Origin of the sequence: Burkholderia diffusa (genome assembly GCF_902499115.1) — a bacterium.
Classification (GTDB): Bacteria; Pseudomonadota; Gammaproteobacteria; order Burkholderiales; family Burkholderiaceae; genus Burkholderia; species Burkholderia diffusa.
On the sequence record NZ_CABVPN010000007.1, the window covers coordinates 21,367 to 36,230 of the forward strand.

The window sequence follows — 14,864 nt, forward strand, 5'->3', positions numbered from 1 at the left end:
ACTAGCCAATATTTACTGCGATGCAACCTGTCGACGATTGATCGTGATCAAAGGGCACATCGACAGGCGGGGCGGCCAAGGCGGCTTGGCTATGTGCGCAGCCAAGCCGAAACGTCTGGGATATTCGGCATGGCGAGCCATGGCTACGGCGTTGACTCATATCAACGAACCGATGCGCAGGTTACCTAACCTCGATATCGGATATGCAGGAAGCGCCGTCCAGGGCGCTTGCCTGAAGTAGATTCGAGGAGGCTGACAATGCACGCAATAGATGTCATGACACCCGCAGTGATTTCCGTAAAGCCGGATATGACCGTACAGCAAACAGCAGCGCTGCTCGTCGAGCACGGCATAAGCGGAGCGCCCGTGATCGACGAGAATGGACGTCTGATCGGGATGATCAGCGAGTCGGATCTGGTGCGGCGCGTCGAGATCGACACCGACAGGCCGCATCGCGCCTGGTGGCTGGATTTGCTGACAGCCCGCCGCGACGACGCTGCGGATTATGTGAAAACGCACGCACATCTCGTGAAGGACGTCATGACGAAGCACGTCGTGACCGTCGAGGAGATGACGCCCATCGACGAGCTGGCTCACCTTCTTGAGAAGGCACACGTCAGGCGCGTCCCCGTCGTCCGCGGCAATGAGGTTGTCGGGATCGTAAGCCGGGCCAATCTCGTTCAGGCGCTCGCAATTTCGCCATCAACGCCCAACCTGCAGCAGGTCCTAAGTGACCGCGAGATTCGAGGCATGCTGTTGGCCGAAATCGCAGGTCATAAATGGAGCTTTCCCGGTCGAAACGTGATCGTCAAGAACGGGATTGTGCATCTTTGGGGTTACTACGCATGGGCACCGAACGAGGTGCAAGCGATGCGCGTCGCGGCCGAGGGTATTCCGGGTGTCAAGGGTGTTGAAGATCACACGGGTGTATCGCATTCAGGCGTGTAGAACGTCATGTCCGTGACGGCACGGCGCTGGACATTCTGGACGAGCGTTATGCATGCCGCGACATCGATGCAAGCGAGTACAAGAAGCGGCACGCCGACCGGAAGCATTGGGGTTCCTACGCGCGGAACCAGTCCCTGCGTGGAAGGAGGACATGATGTCCCGTAATTTTAGAATTCGTGTGTTCGCCGTGGCCGCGGCGATGACGTTGCTCGGCGTCACCATGCCAGTGTCGGCGCAGCGCTATTCGGGTAACTCAGACGCGTGGGGCATGATGGGTGGCTACGGCATGGGACCTGGCATGATGGGCGGTTTCTCCAACGGCCCGGGCGGCGGTGGTTGGGGGCGCGAGTCAATGACATACGACCAGGTTCAGGCCTTCATCCGCGACGGCGATCGTCAAGGCAGGGTCGATATCAAAACGAACACAGTCACTTTCGATGCACCGGACGTCACGATCGACATGATCGCCGTTCAACCGGGACATGATGACCAGACGTTCGAAGTTCGCGGCTTGACGAATCCCACGCTGATCGTGCCAGCTAAGGCAGTGGTTCACCTCAATCTGGTGAACATGGATTTCGGAGCTAACATGGAACATGGCTTGATCCTGACGCCGGAGCCGCCGCCCTATCCGTACATGGCGATGATGGCAACCGGACCGGGGCTCGCCCGGATCATGCCGCTACTGCCGTGGCGCAGCAAGAAGACTCTGAAGCAGGCTACTTACGCAAAGCTGTCGACAACGTTTGTCGCAGATGAAGTCGGCACATACTGGTATGTCTGCCCGACGCCGCAGCACGCCGAGGAAGGCATGTTCGGAAAGTTTATCGTGCGTTGAGCGCTGGGGATAGACATACATCCGCCGATTGAAGCTTACCCGGTAGCGACGCTTCAGCACTACCGATGAGAACGGGAGGAAGAAATGGCAAAGACTCTGCTCACCGCCGAACAAATCCGGGACGAGGTGTCCAAGCGCGTCCGTGACGGCAGCGGGAACGATCCGATGCAGGTATCCATCCCGCTGCCAAAGCCTCACCCCACGGACGCCGAAGAACGCAACTGGGATATGGAGACAGTCGGACAGCCGGGTCACGACGCCTATGTCCGCCGCGTGATTGAAGATGCGAGACGTGAGTTCCTGCTGTCCGATGAGGCAGAGCGCGACGAAGCGTTTGGCGATTCGATCGCGCATCCTTGAGGTGCCTGATGTCCTCGGGGAACTGAACGGTTGATCTTACGCGGCCGCGATCAGCTTGGTGTCTGGCAGGGTGTCACGAACTGTTCGTCGGCCTTGTGCCGGTACCGGCGGCGATCGTTCCGTGAGGGCGGGGCGCCGACCGTCGTCGGACGCTCCGGCTTTGTGTGGCGCTCGCACATACCCCGGTGTATAACGATCGTGCCGGCCGCAGCGAGGGCAAACTTGTCGGCTGACCTGAGCGGGCCTGAAAAAGGAGTTGAGATGATCGAGATTCTCAATGAGATGCCACCGGGTGTCGTCGGCTTTGTGGCCAAGGGACAGGTGACCAGGAAGGACTATGAGGACATTCTGATCCCCAAAATGACGGAGATCCTGGCCGCTCACAGGAAGGTGCGCTGTTATTACGAGCTGGGCTCTGATTTCTCAGGCATGGATCCTGGCGCAGCCTGGGAAGACTTCAAGCTTGGCGTTCAGCACATCACACAATGGGAACGCATTGCTGTCGTGACGGACGTTGAATGGGTTCGATTTGCTTTGGCGGCGTTTCGATTCGTGATCCCGGGGGAAGTGCGGGTATTTGCGAGTGGCGACAGCGTGGCGGCACGAGCGTGGATAATCGAAAGCAAATCCACCTGATGTCATATCCGTTCGATGAAGCCGGCTTATATCGCCGACAGGTGACTTCGGATGAGGGGCCGAAAATGCCGCGTGCCTCACACGGTGCTCTTGGTCAGAGTTGAATTGACGAGAAGAACTCGGGTGATCGATGAGCATCGATAGGCAAGTCTCCAAGTACCCCCGACGTCAAATCGGGGCAAGAGCGCGCGCTGGGCGAATGAGGTACCCGATTCCAACTAGTCGATCAGATTCGCCACGATTGCCCGCATTTCGGCTCTGGCGCGCAGCCATCGTCGGCTCCGCGCCAGCGTGATGGCCGCAGCGTTTGGAACTTACATCACGATGAAGTAGCCCGCCATGTAGCCAACCTGGTCGTCGCCACCGTCGCCTTTTGACATCGCCCAGTAGTGGCCTCCCTTATCGCAGGGAGTCAGGCAATGCCACCTGAAAATTCCCTTTTTAGCCGGTGTGAACGAATAGTGCGTGGTCACTGGCGTCACCGTTTGATCCGCATGCTCATGGCCTGGGGCGATCATGACGTTCAAGTTCATTTTTTCGGCCGTGATCGTATGGGCACCTTCGTCATAATTGACGATGGTGAGATCGACCGGCTGGCCCGCCTTGAGCACGACATTGGCCGGCACGATCATGTCGTGTCCGTGCCCATCGGGCCCCTTCGGCGCTTGCTCGCCGCGCAGAACGTAGACCGTGATGTGAGCGCTCGGGCCGGCGGCATGAGCCAGAACAGGCACGATGGCAATTGCGAGCGCCGTGCCCATGATCGCCGAAGCGATGGACTTCCGGAACGTATTCATAATGTGGTCTCCTTTCCCGGGAATAGGGATCTCCCGTTGAAATTGAATCTATGCCCACGCGACCGGTCGCGGTTGACATGAGTCAACGATGCCCAAGCGCCGGCTGATCGGGACGCGGGGGCGTTCCAGATTAAGTACTCCCGGTACCAGTCTGGGGTTTCCGAATCTGTGGTCGTCGTATCGCGATGGTGAGCATAAGTCGTTGTCGGTGCTCTGTACCCACGGGAAACGCTTGTACCGTCGTGTTGCGATGATGCGCGGCGTGCACAATCGCGACTTGACCAAGAAAAGACCCGGGTTTGAACCGGGGCAAACGAAAGTGGCAAGGGGCAAGGCTCCAACCATCCTGAGCCGAAGCGCAATCTGCCGCGTCTACCATCCCTCGGTGTGGACGATCGATGCAGCACTCCCCGTGCTCAAGCTATCGCAGCAAATCTATACGTTCTCGTGCCATACTCACATCTTCCTTACGCATTTCATCGTTAAATTCGGATAACGAATTAACTCGAAATGGTTAACATCGACGCCGAAATGCATGCCGGTGAAGTGTGGCGATCTAAGGCGAACTCTTGAGAATCGGAGGAATGAGTTGGCGGGCCAGGACGGCGGGTATCGAATGCTCACACACCTTGTAGGCAGAAAGCGCAATCAGCACGCACGAACCTGGGGGGACTAGGGTAGGGGCGTTGCAGCGGCGTTGCGCACCGATTTGAACTGCTTGGGCGGCCGACTGACTCCTGCATCAATGCAGGGCGTTTCGGACGACTCTAGACTTAGCGCGATCGGTGTGCAGCCGGAAAGATGAGAGCCCCAATCCCGTCATTCCCGGAAATTATCGCAGCGCTGGGAAAATAATTTATCTTATCACAATAGCATGATTTTTCACCAAAACTAATCGAATCGAAAACGGTGCTGTGCTTTGTACTTGGAACAAGTCGACCGACGCGCAGAGTCCTCTACGGTGGTCGCGGGTGTGGTGAGGGCCCGGTAGCAGAAGGGCGTCAGACCTTGCCGACGTGCTAGCGCATCGTGATAGCTAGCATGCCCAGGTCTGGTGGGCCCGAGGCCTGGGCGCGCATGCCTCCGACGCTCGTTCAGGCGGTCAATGCGGACTTTTCCGAAGAAGCCGGACGGCTACGGGCGGTCGAGTTGCGTTTGCGTGGAAGGGCAGCCATCATTGGCGACAAAGATCATCGGTATAGCGGATACGGTCAGAGCGAAGCGACTACGCGTCGATCCGGTCCGGTGACTTCGAGAGCGAATGAGAATCAGTCCCCGGTGGGGACAATAAAACTACGGGGGCAGCATGCAGATCAAACTCGTCGAAATCGGTAACTTCCGCAAGTTGCAGAAGGTTAGGATCGACCTTGCAGAGAAGACGACGGTTTTCGTCGGTGCCAACAACAGCGGAAAGACGTCCGCAATGGTCGCGCTTCGCCATTTTCTCGTAGGACGTACGGATTTCTCGATCAACGATTTCACACTGTCAAATTGGGCCAAACTCGATGCGCTTGGGCAACAATGGGAGGCCCAGAAGGCTGACGAGGTAGATCCGCCATTCGACTGGAATACAGTGCTCCCGCACCTTGATGTTTGGCTCGATGTTCAAGTGGGGGAACTCCACTATGTTCAAAAGATCCTTCCGACACTTGACTGGGCTGGCGCCCTAATCGGCGTACGTCTGCGCTACGAACCCAAGGACGATCAGGCCTTCAAGGCTGCATATCTGAATGCGAAACTCGCCGCGGAAGCGGTCATGCGTGCCAATGCGGCCGCTGAAGAACCGCCGAAAGCTGTTTCTCAAGGAGCGAATGGCTTCGCTCTCTGGCCCAGATCACTGATGGACTTCCTGTCCGTGAAGCTTCGCTCGATGTTCGAAGTACGAGCGTACCTACTCGATCCGGCCAAGCTTGTCCTCCCGAAGGGCGGCATCGCTGCGCCGCAAGCACTTCCTGCAGAAAGCGAGCCAGTGGAAGGGGATCCTCTCAAAACGATTATTCGCATCGATGAGATTAGTGCGCAGCGTGGGTTTGGATTTGCGCCGGCAACGACACGAAGCGAGGGCAGTTACGAGGAAGGCGCTTCGCGCGGCGGAAAAAAACTGTCCAGTCAACTTCGTCATTACTACACCCAGCATCTAGATCCCTTCGACCAACCTGAGCCAAAGGACCTAGAGGCCTTGCAAGCTCTCCACGGAGCACAATCAGCTTTTGGAAAACGCTTGGAAGTCTGTTTTGCCGACGCACTCCAGGAACTAGAGCAGATCGGCTATCCCGGAGTGGCTGACCCGAAGCTCACAATCACCGCCAACATCAAACCCGTAGACGGCTTAAATCACGCGTCCGCTGTTCAGTACGTCGTGCCTACGCATCAAAGCGCTGGTGCCGGCCATACTCACCAACTTCCGGAGGATTCGAACGGACTCGGCTATCAGAACCTCGTCTCGATAATCTTTGCGCTGATGAGTTTTCGTGACAAATGGATGCGCGTTGGCAAGGCAGGGAAAATGACCGGGGATGGTGATGAATTGATTCCACCGCTTCATCTCGTCCTGATCGAGGAGCCGGAAGCTCATCTTCACGCGCAGGTACAACAGGTTTTTATCAGACAAGCCTATGAGGTTCTTCGCAAACACGAAAGCCTCAAAGCCTCAAAGGATCTGTGCACTCAACTAGTGGTCAGCACGCACTCCAGTCATCTTGCCCACGAAGCCGAATTCACATCGTTACGGTATTTCAGACGGCTCCCGGTGAAAGCCGAGGATGGGTCCGTGCCGGTCTCGTGCGTGGTAAATTTGTCAGAGACGTTTGGTACCGAGGATGGCACTGCCCGATTCGTCAAGCGATACTTAAAGGCGACGCACTGCGATCTCTTTTTCGCAGATGGTGCAATTCTTGTCGAGGGACCAGCTGAGCGCATTCTCGTTCCACACTTCGTCCGCTCCAAGAGCGAGTATGAGTTCATCCGACGCTGTTACGTGACATGGCTCGAGATTGGTGGCAGCCACGCTCATCGATTGAAGTCCCTGATTGAGCATCTCGGCCTGAACACGCTGATCATCACAGATATCGATGCCAAGAATGCTGCCGGTAGTTCGGTCCCGCCTACTCGTGGAGCAAGTCTTAAAGCCCGCAATGAGACGCTGAAAAGCTGGGTGCCAAAGATCGAGTCGCTGGACGCTTTGCTCGACACAGAAGAGGCAGATCTTGCGCTTTGGGACAGTAGTGGTTACGGTGTTCGCGTCGCATATCAACAACCAATAAGCGCTAAGTTTAAGACAGCAGATACGGTGGAGTTGCTCGCAAACACCTTCGAGGACGCCCTAGTCTATGAGAATCTTGAGACTTTTAAGGAAATGGATGGCACTGGGTTGATGGGCCGCCTTCGAAAGTCGATCGATGACGCAACCGATGCTGCTGACCTTGCCAAAAAATTCGCTGTTGACCTCGGAAAAGGGGGCAAGGCTGAATTTGCAATGGAGCTTCTTTATAGTAAAGAAATCGACACGATGGCGGTCCCTGCATATATTAGAAAAGGGCTGCTATGGCTCGCCGCGCAGTTAAAACGAAAGGAGGATGATGTCCTCGGCAAAGAGTCATCCACCATCTCGATGCTGGTAAAGCCTACGCCGAAAGGGCCCGTAACTGATCCGGTGGCCGTATGACAACCGCCATCCAAACAGCAGAACCGAACGATGCGCACGTCGACATTGAGATTGCAGCTTGCCTAAATCTCGATGCTCCGAAGAGTTTTTTCCTGTTTGCAGGTGCGGGATCTGGTAAAACGCGGTCGCTTGTCAGGGCACTTCAGCACATTCAGAACACCTCGGCAGACAGGCTCCGCGTCAAGGGGCAACGTGTCGCCGTCATCACTTTTACCAATGCCGCAAGCGACGAGATTAAGAGACGACTACTGTTCGACTCCTTGATTGACGTCCGAACTATCCATAGCTTCGCATGGTCTCTCATCGAAGGGTTAAATCACGATATTCGTGAATGGTTGCGAGTGGATCTCGCAGAGGATATCGTGCAGCTTAAAGCTGACGAAGCAAAAGGGCGCAAGGGAACAAAAGCATCTGCGAGCCGCCTCAGCAAGATCGAGTCGAAGACACGGCGACTGCAGGACCTACCTTACATCAAGTCGTTCACATATAGTCCAACGGGAGACAACCGCGGGCGCGACGCGCTCAATCATGCGGAGGTCTTGAAGTTGACGGCCCATTTCCTGAGCGCCAAGCCAGCCATGCAAAGCATTCTTGCTGGCCGCTATCCAATTCTGCTCATCGACGAGAGCCAAGACACCCATCGACTTCTCGTCGACGCACTCTTCGTCGTTCAATCCAAATTGAACGAGCGATTTCTGCTCGGGCTGATCGGTGACACGATGCAACGCATCTATTCAGACGGGAAGGAGGGACTCGGGCAGGGGCTGCCAGACAACTGGTCTGAGCCGACGAAAGCCTTAAACTACCGGTGCCCTAAGCGTATTGTGACCTTGATTAACAAGATCCGCGCTGATGGGCAGCAACAGATCACACCGTCCGCCACACCCGAGGGACACGTCAGGCTCTTCGTTCTTCCGAGTAGCATGGCCGACAAACCCACGGCTGAGCGTGTCATTGCCGAGCACATGGCCGTCATCACCGGTGACGAACAATGGAACCAACCGAGGGCAGTGAAGACTCTCACTCTCGAGCATCGCATGGCCGCATCTCGACTCGGGTTTCTCGACGCGTTTTCTGCGCTATATGACTACGAGAGCTGGCGAACTAGCTTTCTTGACGGTACGCTTCCGGTCTTCCGTTTTTTCTCGGAACAAGTCCTTCCTCTCATCCGCGCCAAGCGCGCAGATGACCAGTTCGCCATCGCCCGTATCGTCAAAGCCGACTCCCCGCTCCTGAGTCCCGCATCCTTGCGGCAGTCGAAGGACAATAGGGCGCTGCTTCAAGACGTTAGCAAGGCCATCGGAGGCCTGCTCGAACTCTGGCGCGGCACTGAGGATCCTTCGTTGCTCGCCGTCTTACAGCATGTTGCAAAGACCAATCTGTTTGAGATCCCTGATGCGCTCCAGGCGCATGCGTCTGGAGCAATTGAACGGGCAGCCGCCGATTCGTCCGACGAGGATGAACAAGAGGATCGTCAGACTGAGCGCGACATCGCCATCCAAACTTTTTTGTCGACACCGTTTTCTCAAATTGAACCGATGGCGGAATATCTAGCGGGTAAGGCTCGTTTTGACACCCATCAAGGTGTAAAGGGATTGGAATTTGATCGTGTAATGGTCATCATGGACGACTCAGAAGCACGTGGCTTCATGTTTAAATACGACGATCTATTTGGTGGAAAGCCTTTGGGAGATCGGACAGTAGAGGCGACCAAGCGCCTGTTCTATGTGACGGCAAGCCGTGCAAAAGAGAGTCTTGCGCTGGTTGCTTATTCCGCGTCAACCGAACGTGTCAAATCCTTTGTTTTGAACGAAGGTTGGTTTGCTCCAGGAGAGATCATCTCCGAGCTAGTTGTGGTTGATCGTCTTGCGCGGTCGAACAATCCTGTATAGCCGGAAAGAGAGATGGCGACCAAGAAAACTTGCGAACCAGATTGGACATCGAGCTGATGACCGATGTGACTTTACATAAGAGAATCTAACGAATTAGTCGATTTCGCATATCAAGCTGACCGGAAGCGATTTTCGATTTGCACTTCCAAATAGATCCCGAGGAATCAACCTAGGGTGATAATAGTTCAGATTCCCGTTCTCCGGAGATCAAATGCCAAAATCGTTCCAGCGTCTCACCCTCAATGTGACGCTTCAGCATATCGATCCGCCGATCTGGCGTCAGATTGAAGTCGAAGGAACCGAATCTCTGCGCAAGCTGCATCACATTCTGCAGGCAGCTTTCGGATGGGAGGACACCCATCTGCACGACTTCCTGATCGACGGCATGACCTACGCCATGTTCGAGGTTGATGACGTGGCGGACTTCGCCGATCCGGACACGACTGCCGATGACCGGAAGGTTCGTCTGCAGACAGTCGTGAAGCCAGGTTCGCGCTTCGTGTACCGATACGACTTCGGAGACGGCTGGAATCACGCCGTCGTCGTTGAGAAGATGGAAACGGTCGAGAGCGAACCGTGGGGCGAGGCCCAGGTCATTGACGGCGCTCGTGCTTGTCCGCCTGAGGACGTGGGCGGCCCAACGGGCTATGAAGCGTTCCTGAATACGCTCTCGAACGACCCCAACAGTGAAAAGGCGGAACGTTACCGAAACTGGATCGGCCCCGGCTTCGACGCAGAATTGTTCGATTTGCGTGCCGCCAATGCAGCTCTGTTACGCATGGCTTCCAACCGCTGGGGCAACCGGTAACACACATTGCGTCAACACTCCCATCAGCTTGCAGGCGGAGCCGTCTGGGCATCATGACAGCCATATGCCGGCAAGAAGTTTTGGCACAAAAGCCGGTAGGTACCATCTACGGAGCCCAGTGTTGCGCTGAAGTAGCCGATCCGCGGCTCAGAACGCAACACCTCCAAATGTACCAGGCATGTCGATAATTCACGTTATGTAAACTGTGTTTATGGAGATTCTGGAGTGACAGAATTGAATTGCTCTACACCTCCAGGGACTAGCCTAGGGATTCTGAAAAACTCTAGTCACAGCGACGATCAATCCGGGGCGCGTTTTCGTGTACGTGTATCTGACGTAATCCGGTCTCGTTGCGGAGTTGCCGAATAAGTGAGTCTGTTCGAAATCCAAGGCCCGTCGGCTGAAGGTGATTTCTTTGGCTATCTCTCCTTCGAAAACGCGGAAGCGGCCACGATTGATACCCGGGTCTTGGGCCCACACATAGTCTTTGCCGCCGCTGCCCCCCAACCGGCATCCTCGTGTGTGGCCCGCGTCGTCGGTCAGGCGCCCAAGACTGCGCGCCCAAGCTCGAGACGTCGCATTTGTGCCCGTACCCACGCCGCGACGAAGGTGCGAGGGATCGATCGTCCCAGAGACGGAAATAATCTGACCGGCACTTCCGCGCACAATAATGTCCCCACCGCTGGCATGTAGTCCCAAGGGGTCGATCCAGGTGATCGAACTTTTGGCATAGTTGTACAAGCCGGTGCCACCGGCCAAGCGGATGGGATCGCAACTCGCAAATCTGCCGGCGTGCGGATCGTAATACCGGTAGCGGTTGTAGTGCAAACCGCTTTCCTGATCAAAATACTGCCCCTGCAACCGAAAAGGTTGATCGTGTGTCCTCGTGCCTCGTTGATTTGCTAGTCCCCAGGCCGAATATGCGGCTTCCCAGACAACGATACCCGTCACATCGATCGTCCGAACCGGCGCACCGTTAACCCCGGTTTCGAAGAAAGAAATATCGTTTGACCGAGACGCCGAACTAACCCTTGCCAGCGGCCGAAAGCTGTCTGGATAGTGGACCCACTCCCATGCCTCGCCGCATTGGCCGCCCGCCCCCGGGCGGACGTCGTTCAAGCCGTCCACTCGGACGAGAGCGTCCTCCGGCACCGTGTTTGCGACGGAAAACGCGTCCGACAGTAGCCTGCCGGCTTCCTGATCTCCCTGCGTGAGCTCACCCACCAGCGCATCCCCCTCCCAGAAGAAATAGCTGGTTTGGGACAGCGCCGTCCGATCGGACGCAGCCCCCGTCCGGATGCCGGGATCGTGCTGAATCCGCGTGGTCTTCTTCGTGCGCCGATGGAACACATCGTACGCATAGCGTGTGCAGATGCTCAACGTGCCGCTTGTATCCCCCACGGACTCCGCCTGACGCACGGTCAACGACTCGATCAGCAACCCGTCACCATCCCAGCGCAGCATCAGGTCCTGTTGCCGATCCTGCCTGCGCACCAGATTGCCGATGCGGTCGAATGCGCAATAGCAGCCGTCATGCTCGCCTTCCCGGATCCACGTATCGGCCTTCGTATCCTCGCCAAATACATTGGGCTGGCGGGCCTTACGAATCGATGTCTTCAACTGATCGCCAACCGGGTCATACAGGAACCGATGCAGTTTCCCGACCGGATCGCTGTGTCCGATCAGCCTGCCCATCGGATCGTATTGATAGCGCTCGATGCCCAGGCGGGAGTCGCGCTTCTCGAGCATTTCCCCATTGGCGTCATACGCGTATTCGCTGGTGAACAGGGCGCCTGTGCCAGAAAACAGCGCCTGCGTGGCCAGTAACCCATCAGATGTGTACGATAGCTCGTGCCGAAGCTCGGCCCCAAGGTGCTCGACGCAAATCTGCCCGAGCGCATTACGCTCAAATGTGATCGGCGCAGCCTCGTCGACTTGGATCGATCTGACCGCATCGAGCGCGTCGTAGTCGTAGCGAACCGTATGCGCATTGATGAATTCGCCACCGGCCTGGAGCCGGGTCTGGCGTTCAATCCGATTGCCCGCCGAGTCGTACGTGTTGGCGATTACGAAGTGGTCGCCTTGCCTTTCCTCAACGACACGACCGGCCGCGTCATACTCCAGTTCCACCCGGCTGTCCGGATTCGCGGCGACGATCAAGTTGCCACTGCGATCGTACGAGAAGGTTTCGGTGCGGACTCCATCAGGTTGCCGCGGGTCAGGCACCCGCTTTTGCACGATACGGCCCAGCGCATCCGTTTCGTAGTCGATCGTCTGCCCCAGTGGATCGATGCTGCGTAGCAATTCGCCCGCCGCACCATACTCGTAGCGACGCGCCTGCCCCCAGTAATCGACCTCCTCGACGATCCGCCCCAACGCATTGCGTTTCAGTTGGTACAGTTCGCGGCGCTCGTTGACGACGCCGACCAGTTGCTCCTCGGTGTCGTACCAGTATTCGACGGTGCTGCCGTCCGGCGCGAGCCGCCGGCTCAACTGCCCGAGCGCTGAATACTCCATCTGTGTCACTTGGCTCGCGGGGTCGCGATACCGCACCAGGTTCCCGTCGGCGTCGTAAACGAAATGAAGCTCGCGCCCGCCCGGTTCGATCGCACGCGTCAAGTTGCCGTTGCGGTCGTACTCGTAGTGACTGTGTTGTCCGAGCGGGTCGACCACCTCGACAAGGTTCCCGGTCGCGTCGTGCCCGAACTGCGTGCGATAACCTAATGCATCCGTCCGCGCGGCGGGATAGCCGTCGCGGTCATAGTCGAACCGAGTGAGCGCACCGCGCGGCCCCAAATGTTCGACGGGCTGGCCGTATGCATCGTATGCGTAGCGCGACGTCGTGCCAGACGGCTCAGTCTGCGCCAGCAAGTTGCCGCGAGCGTCCCATTCGTACCGCCACTGCCGGCCGCCGGGCAACGTCACGCAGACGGGATGTTGATGTACATCGTATTCCGTGCGGATCACACTGCCGTCGGGCAGCGTCCGCGCGACGACGTTGCCGTACCGGTCGTAGTCCCACGAGGTCGTGCGGCCAGCAGCATCGACCTGCGCACTCGTGCGCGAGTGTGAATCATATCGGTATGCAGTCACACCACCCAACGGGTCGGTTTCCGCCACCGGCATCCCGCGCTCGTTCATCTGCGTGATCGTCGTATGCCCAAGCGAATCGGTGGCGCGTGTTTCCATCCGCTCGCGATCGTAGGCGAAGCGATAGTCGAATAGGCCGTTGTCACCCCACGCACGATCGACACGCCACACGCCGTCGTCGCCCTGCTGGTAGCTGTAGTAAAACGACACGCCCCGCGCGCTCGTGTGCCTCACCATCCGATGCCCAACTGCATACTCGAAATGGTGCGGATATGCCATCGCGTCAATCGCGGCTGCCAGATTGCGCTCGCGATCATGCTCGTAGCTCACGAGCGGATGTGCGTTTTCGCGCGCATCGATCAGCGTTAGCGACGTTAACAACCCAGCGTTCAGCCCGCGGCCCGTACCGCATTCGACCACGCGCTCGGTCCGCCGATTGCGCTTCCATTCGACGAGACGCGCGAGTCCACCATACGCGTCACGCTCGAATTTCCATGCATTGCCATTGAGATCGGCCATGCGGTCGAGCAGCAGCGTGAGCCGCGAATCGGCATCGAGCGCAGAAGCAGCCTCTCGCCAACGGGGGGGCAGCACGAATCCGTATTCGATTCCCTCACGCGTGCGCAGCACCATCCGCCCGTCGTCGTCATACAACGCATGCCCATGCTGCCAGTCATACGTGCGCGACGTCCAGCCATCGTCCAACGGCACCGCGTTGAAAGCGGTCGCATGATCCGGGAAAAAAACAGCCGCACCGATCCCGTCTTGGTTCCGCATCAGTTCGAGCCGAATATCGGCCGGTGTCTGCCAACCAAAGCCGACAGCGCCTGCATGGCGATTGTGACTCGCGTAATATCGGTCCCACACGAGCGGCAAACGGCCGGACACGGTGAAGTCGTTCTGCTGCACAACCACCTCGCCCGTGGTCACGTCCACCGGCTCCGCCTTCAACACGTTGCACCGCAAGAACCCCGACTTCAGATTCAGCTTATCCGCCAGCGACTTCGCCCACTTCGACCCCCGAAACGCCTTGAACAACCCCTTCGCCGCCGCAGCCATGTTCATGATCGGCGGCCCACCCACCAACACCGGCCGCCCGGTCGGAATCGGCAACATCACCGAACTGGGCATTGACGGATAAGTCCGATCGGTATGCGCGCTGTTGTGCGGAGGCGGCTCCATTCCGACCGACCAGCAACTCAACGCCTCAAGCGCCATGTAAGACATCGGATCGTTGTTGGCGAGCACCGTCTTGCTGCCCATGAACGATTCCCCGTCGTTCGACGGCTCAACTTTGTCAGGCGGCGCAAACGATTCCCCGAGCGGAAAATGCAACCCTGGAACGTGATATGCATGCGTCCCTGCCGTGGCGCGCATCATCCCGTTCACAAAAATCGGCCTGCCGCTGCTACCGCCCGAGCCGACGTTAGAGCCAAGATCGTCACTGATGCGGTTCTTGATCTTGTTGGCCTCTTTCGCCAGCCTCGTCCCCTCCGCGACAGTGGGGTCATTCTTGAAATCAGGTAGCTTGCCTCCGCCCATCAGTTCATTGACCTGCTGAGTCGCTTCGTCGGCGAGATGTTCGAGCTTCGTCACATCTTCGGGATGATCTTCGATGTATTCGGTCACCTTCTCCTGCACGATCATCATTGCAATGCAGCCGACCACGGCCTTTGCGGCCTGGATGTACTCGCGCTTATCGAGCATGAACCCGACATGAGGATGCGGCAGGAACACGGGTGGTGTACCGGGCGTGACCAGTACCGAATGAACGTCCACGCCAACAACGGGATCGAGATGCTTGACGGCTGGAAGTGCCACGGTCTCGGCC

At 57.4% G+C, this 14,864-nt stretch carries 9 protein-coding genes; 7 read left to right on the forward strand and 2 right to left on the reverse strand.

What is annotated here, in order from left to right; translation table 11 throughout:
- Window positions 1-258 precede the first annotated feature (258 nt).
- From BTE28158_RS08745 to BTE28158_RS08760, 4 genes are all read left to right on the forward strand, one after another.
- Window positions 259-948: a CBS domain-containing protein gene (locus BTE28158_RS08745; protein ID WP_151048529.1), complete on the forward strand. Its 690-nt coding sequence runs from the start codon at window positions 259-261 to the stop codon at window positions 946-948.
- Between the two features lie 151 nt (window positions 949-1,099).
- Window positions 1,100-1,786 (forward strand): cupredoxin domain-containing protein, encoded by a 687-nt coding sequence (locus BTE28158_RS08750; protein ID WP_151048530.1) that lies wholly within the window; start codon window positions 1,100-1,102, stop codon window positions 1,784-1,786.
- An 84-nt stretch (window positions 1,787-1,870) separates the two neighbouring features.
- Window positions 1,871-2,146 (forward strand): hypothetical protein, encoded by a 276-nt coding sequence (locus tag BTE28158_RS08755; RefSeq protein WP_059602287.1) that lies wholly within the window; start codon window positions 1,871-1,873, stop codon window positions 2,144-2,146.
- Window positions 2,147-2,407: 261 nt separating this feature from the next.
- The gene (locus tag BTE28158_RS08760; protein ID WP_059602343.1) at window positions 2,408-2,782 is read left to right on the forward strand and encodes a SpoIIAA family protein; all 375 of its coding nucleotides are present in this window, start codon (window positions 2,408-2,410) and stop codon (window positions 2,780-2,782) included.
- Window positions 2,783-3,096: 314 nt separating this feature from the next.
- Here BTE28158_RS08760 and BTE28158_RS08765 read toward each other — a convergent pair whose 3' ends face one another.
- Window positions 3,097-3,579 carry a cupredoxin domain-containing protein gene (locus BTE28158_RS08765; RefSeq protein ID WP_151048531.1) on the reverse strand — a complete coding sequence of 161 codons (483 nt, stop codon included), beginning with the start codon at window positions 3,577-3,579 and terminating at the stop codon, window positions 3,097-3,099.
- Window positions 3,580-4,885: 1,306 nt separating this feature from the next.
- On the opposite strand from BTE28158_RS08765, the gene BTE28158_RS08770 reads away from it, so the two are divergent.
- The 3 genes from BTE28158_RS08770 to BTE28158_RS08780 all read left to right on the forward strand — a co-directional run bounded on the left by BTE28158_RS08770 (window position 4,886) and on the right by BTE28158_RS08780 (window position 9,943).
- On the forward strand, window positions 4,886-7,243 hold the full coding sequence (locus BTE28158_RS08770; protein WP_151048532.1) for an AAA family ATPase: 2,358 nt from the start codon (window positions 4,886-4,888) through the stop codon (window positions 7,241-7,243).
- A complete protein-coding gene (locus BTE28158_RS08775; RefSeq protein WP_151048533.1) occupies window positions 7,240-9,135 on the forward strand; it encodes a UvrD-helicase domain-containing protein in 1,896 nt (631 codons plus the stop codon). The genes BTE28158_RS08770 and BTE28158_RS08775 overlap by 4 nt, the downstream gene beginning before the upstream one ends.
- Before the next feature lie 211 nt (window positions 9,136-9,346).
- Window positions 9,347-9,943, forward strand: coding sequence for a plasmid pRiA4b ORF-3 family protein (locus BTE28158_RS08780; protein ID WP_151048534.1), 597 nt, complete (start codon window positions 9,347-9,349; stop codon window positions 9,941-9,943).
- A gap of 264 nt (window positions 9,944-10,207) precedes the next feature.
- On the opposite strand, the gene BTE28158_RS08785 is transcribed toward BTE28158_RS08780, so the two are convergent.
- Window positions 10,208-14,854 (reverse strand): RHS repeat-associated core domain-containing protein, encoded by a 4,647-nt coding sequence (locus BTE28158_RS08785; protein ID WP_151048535.1) that lies wholly within the window; start codon window positions 14,852-14,854, stop codon window positions 10,208-10,210.
- Between the last annotated feature and the right edge of the window lie 10 nt (window positions 14,855-14,864).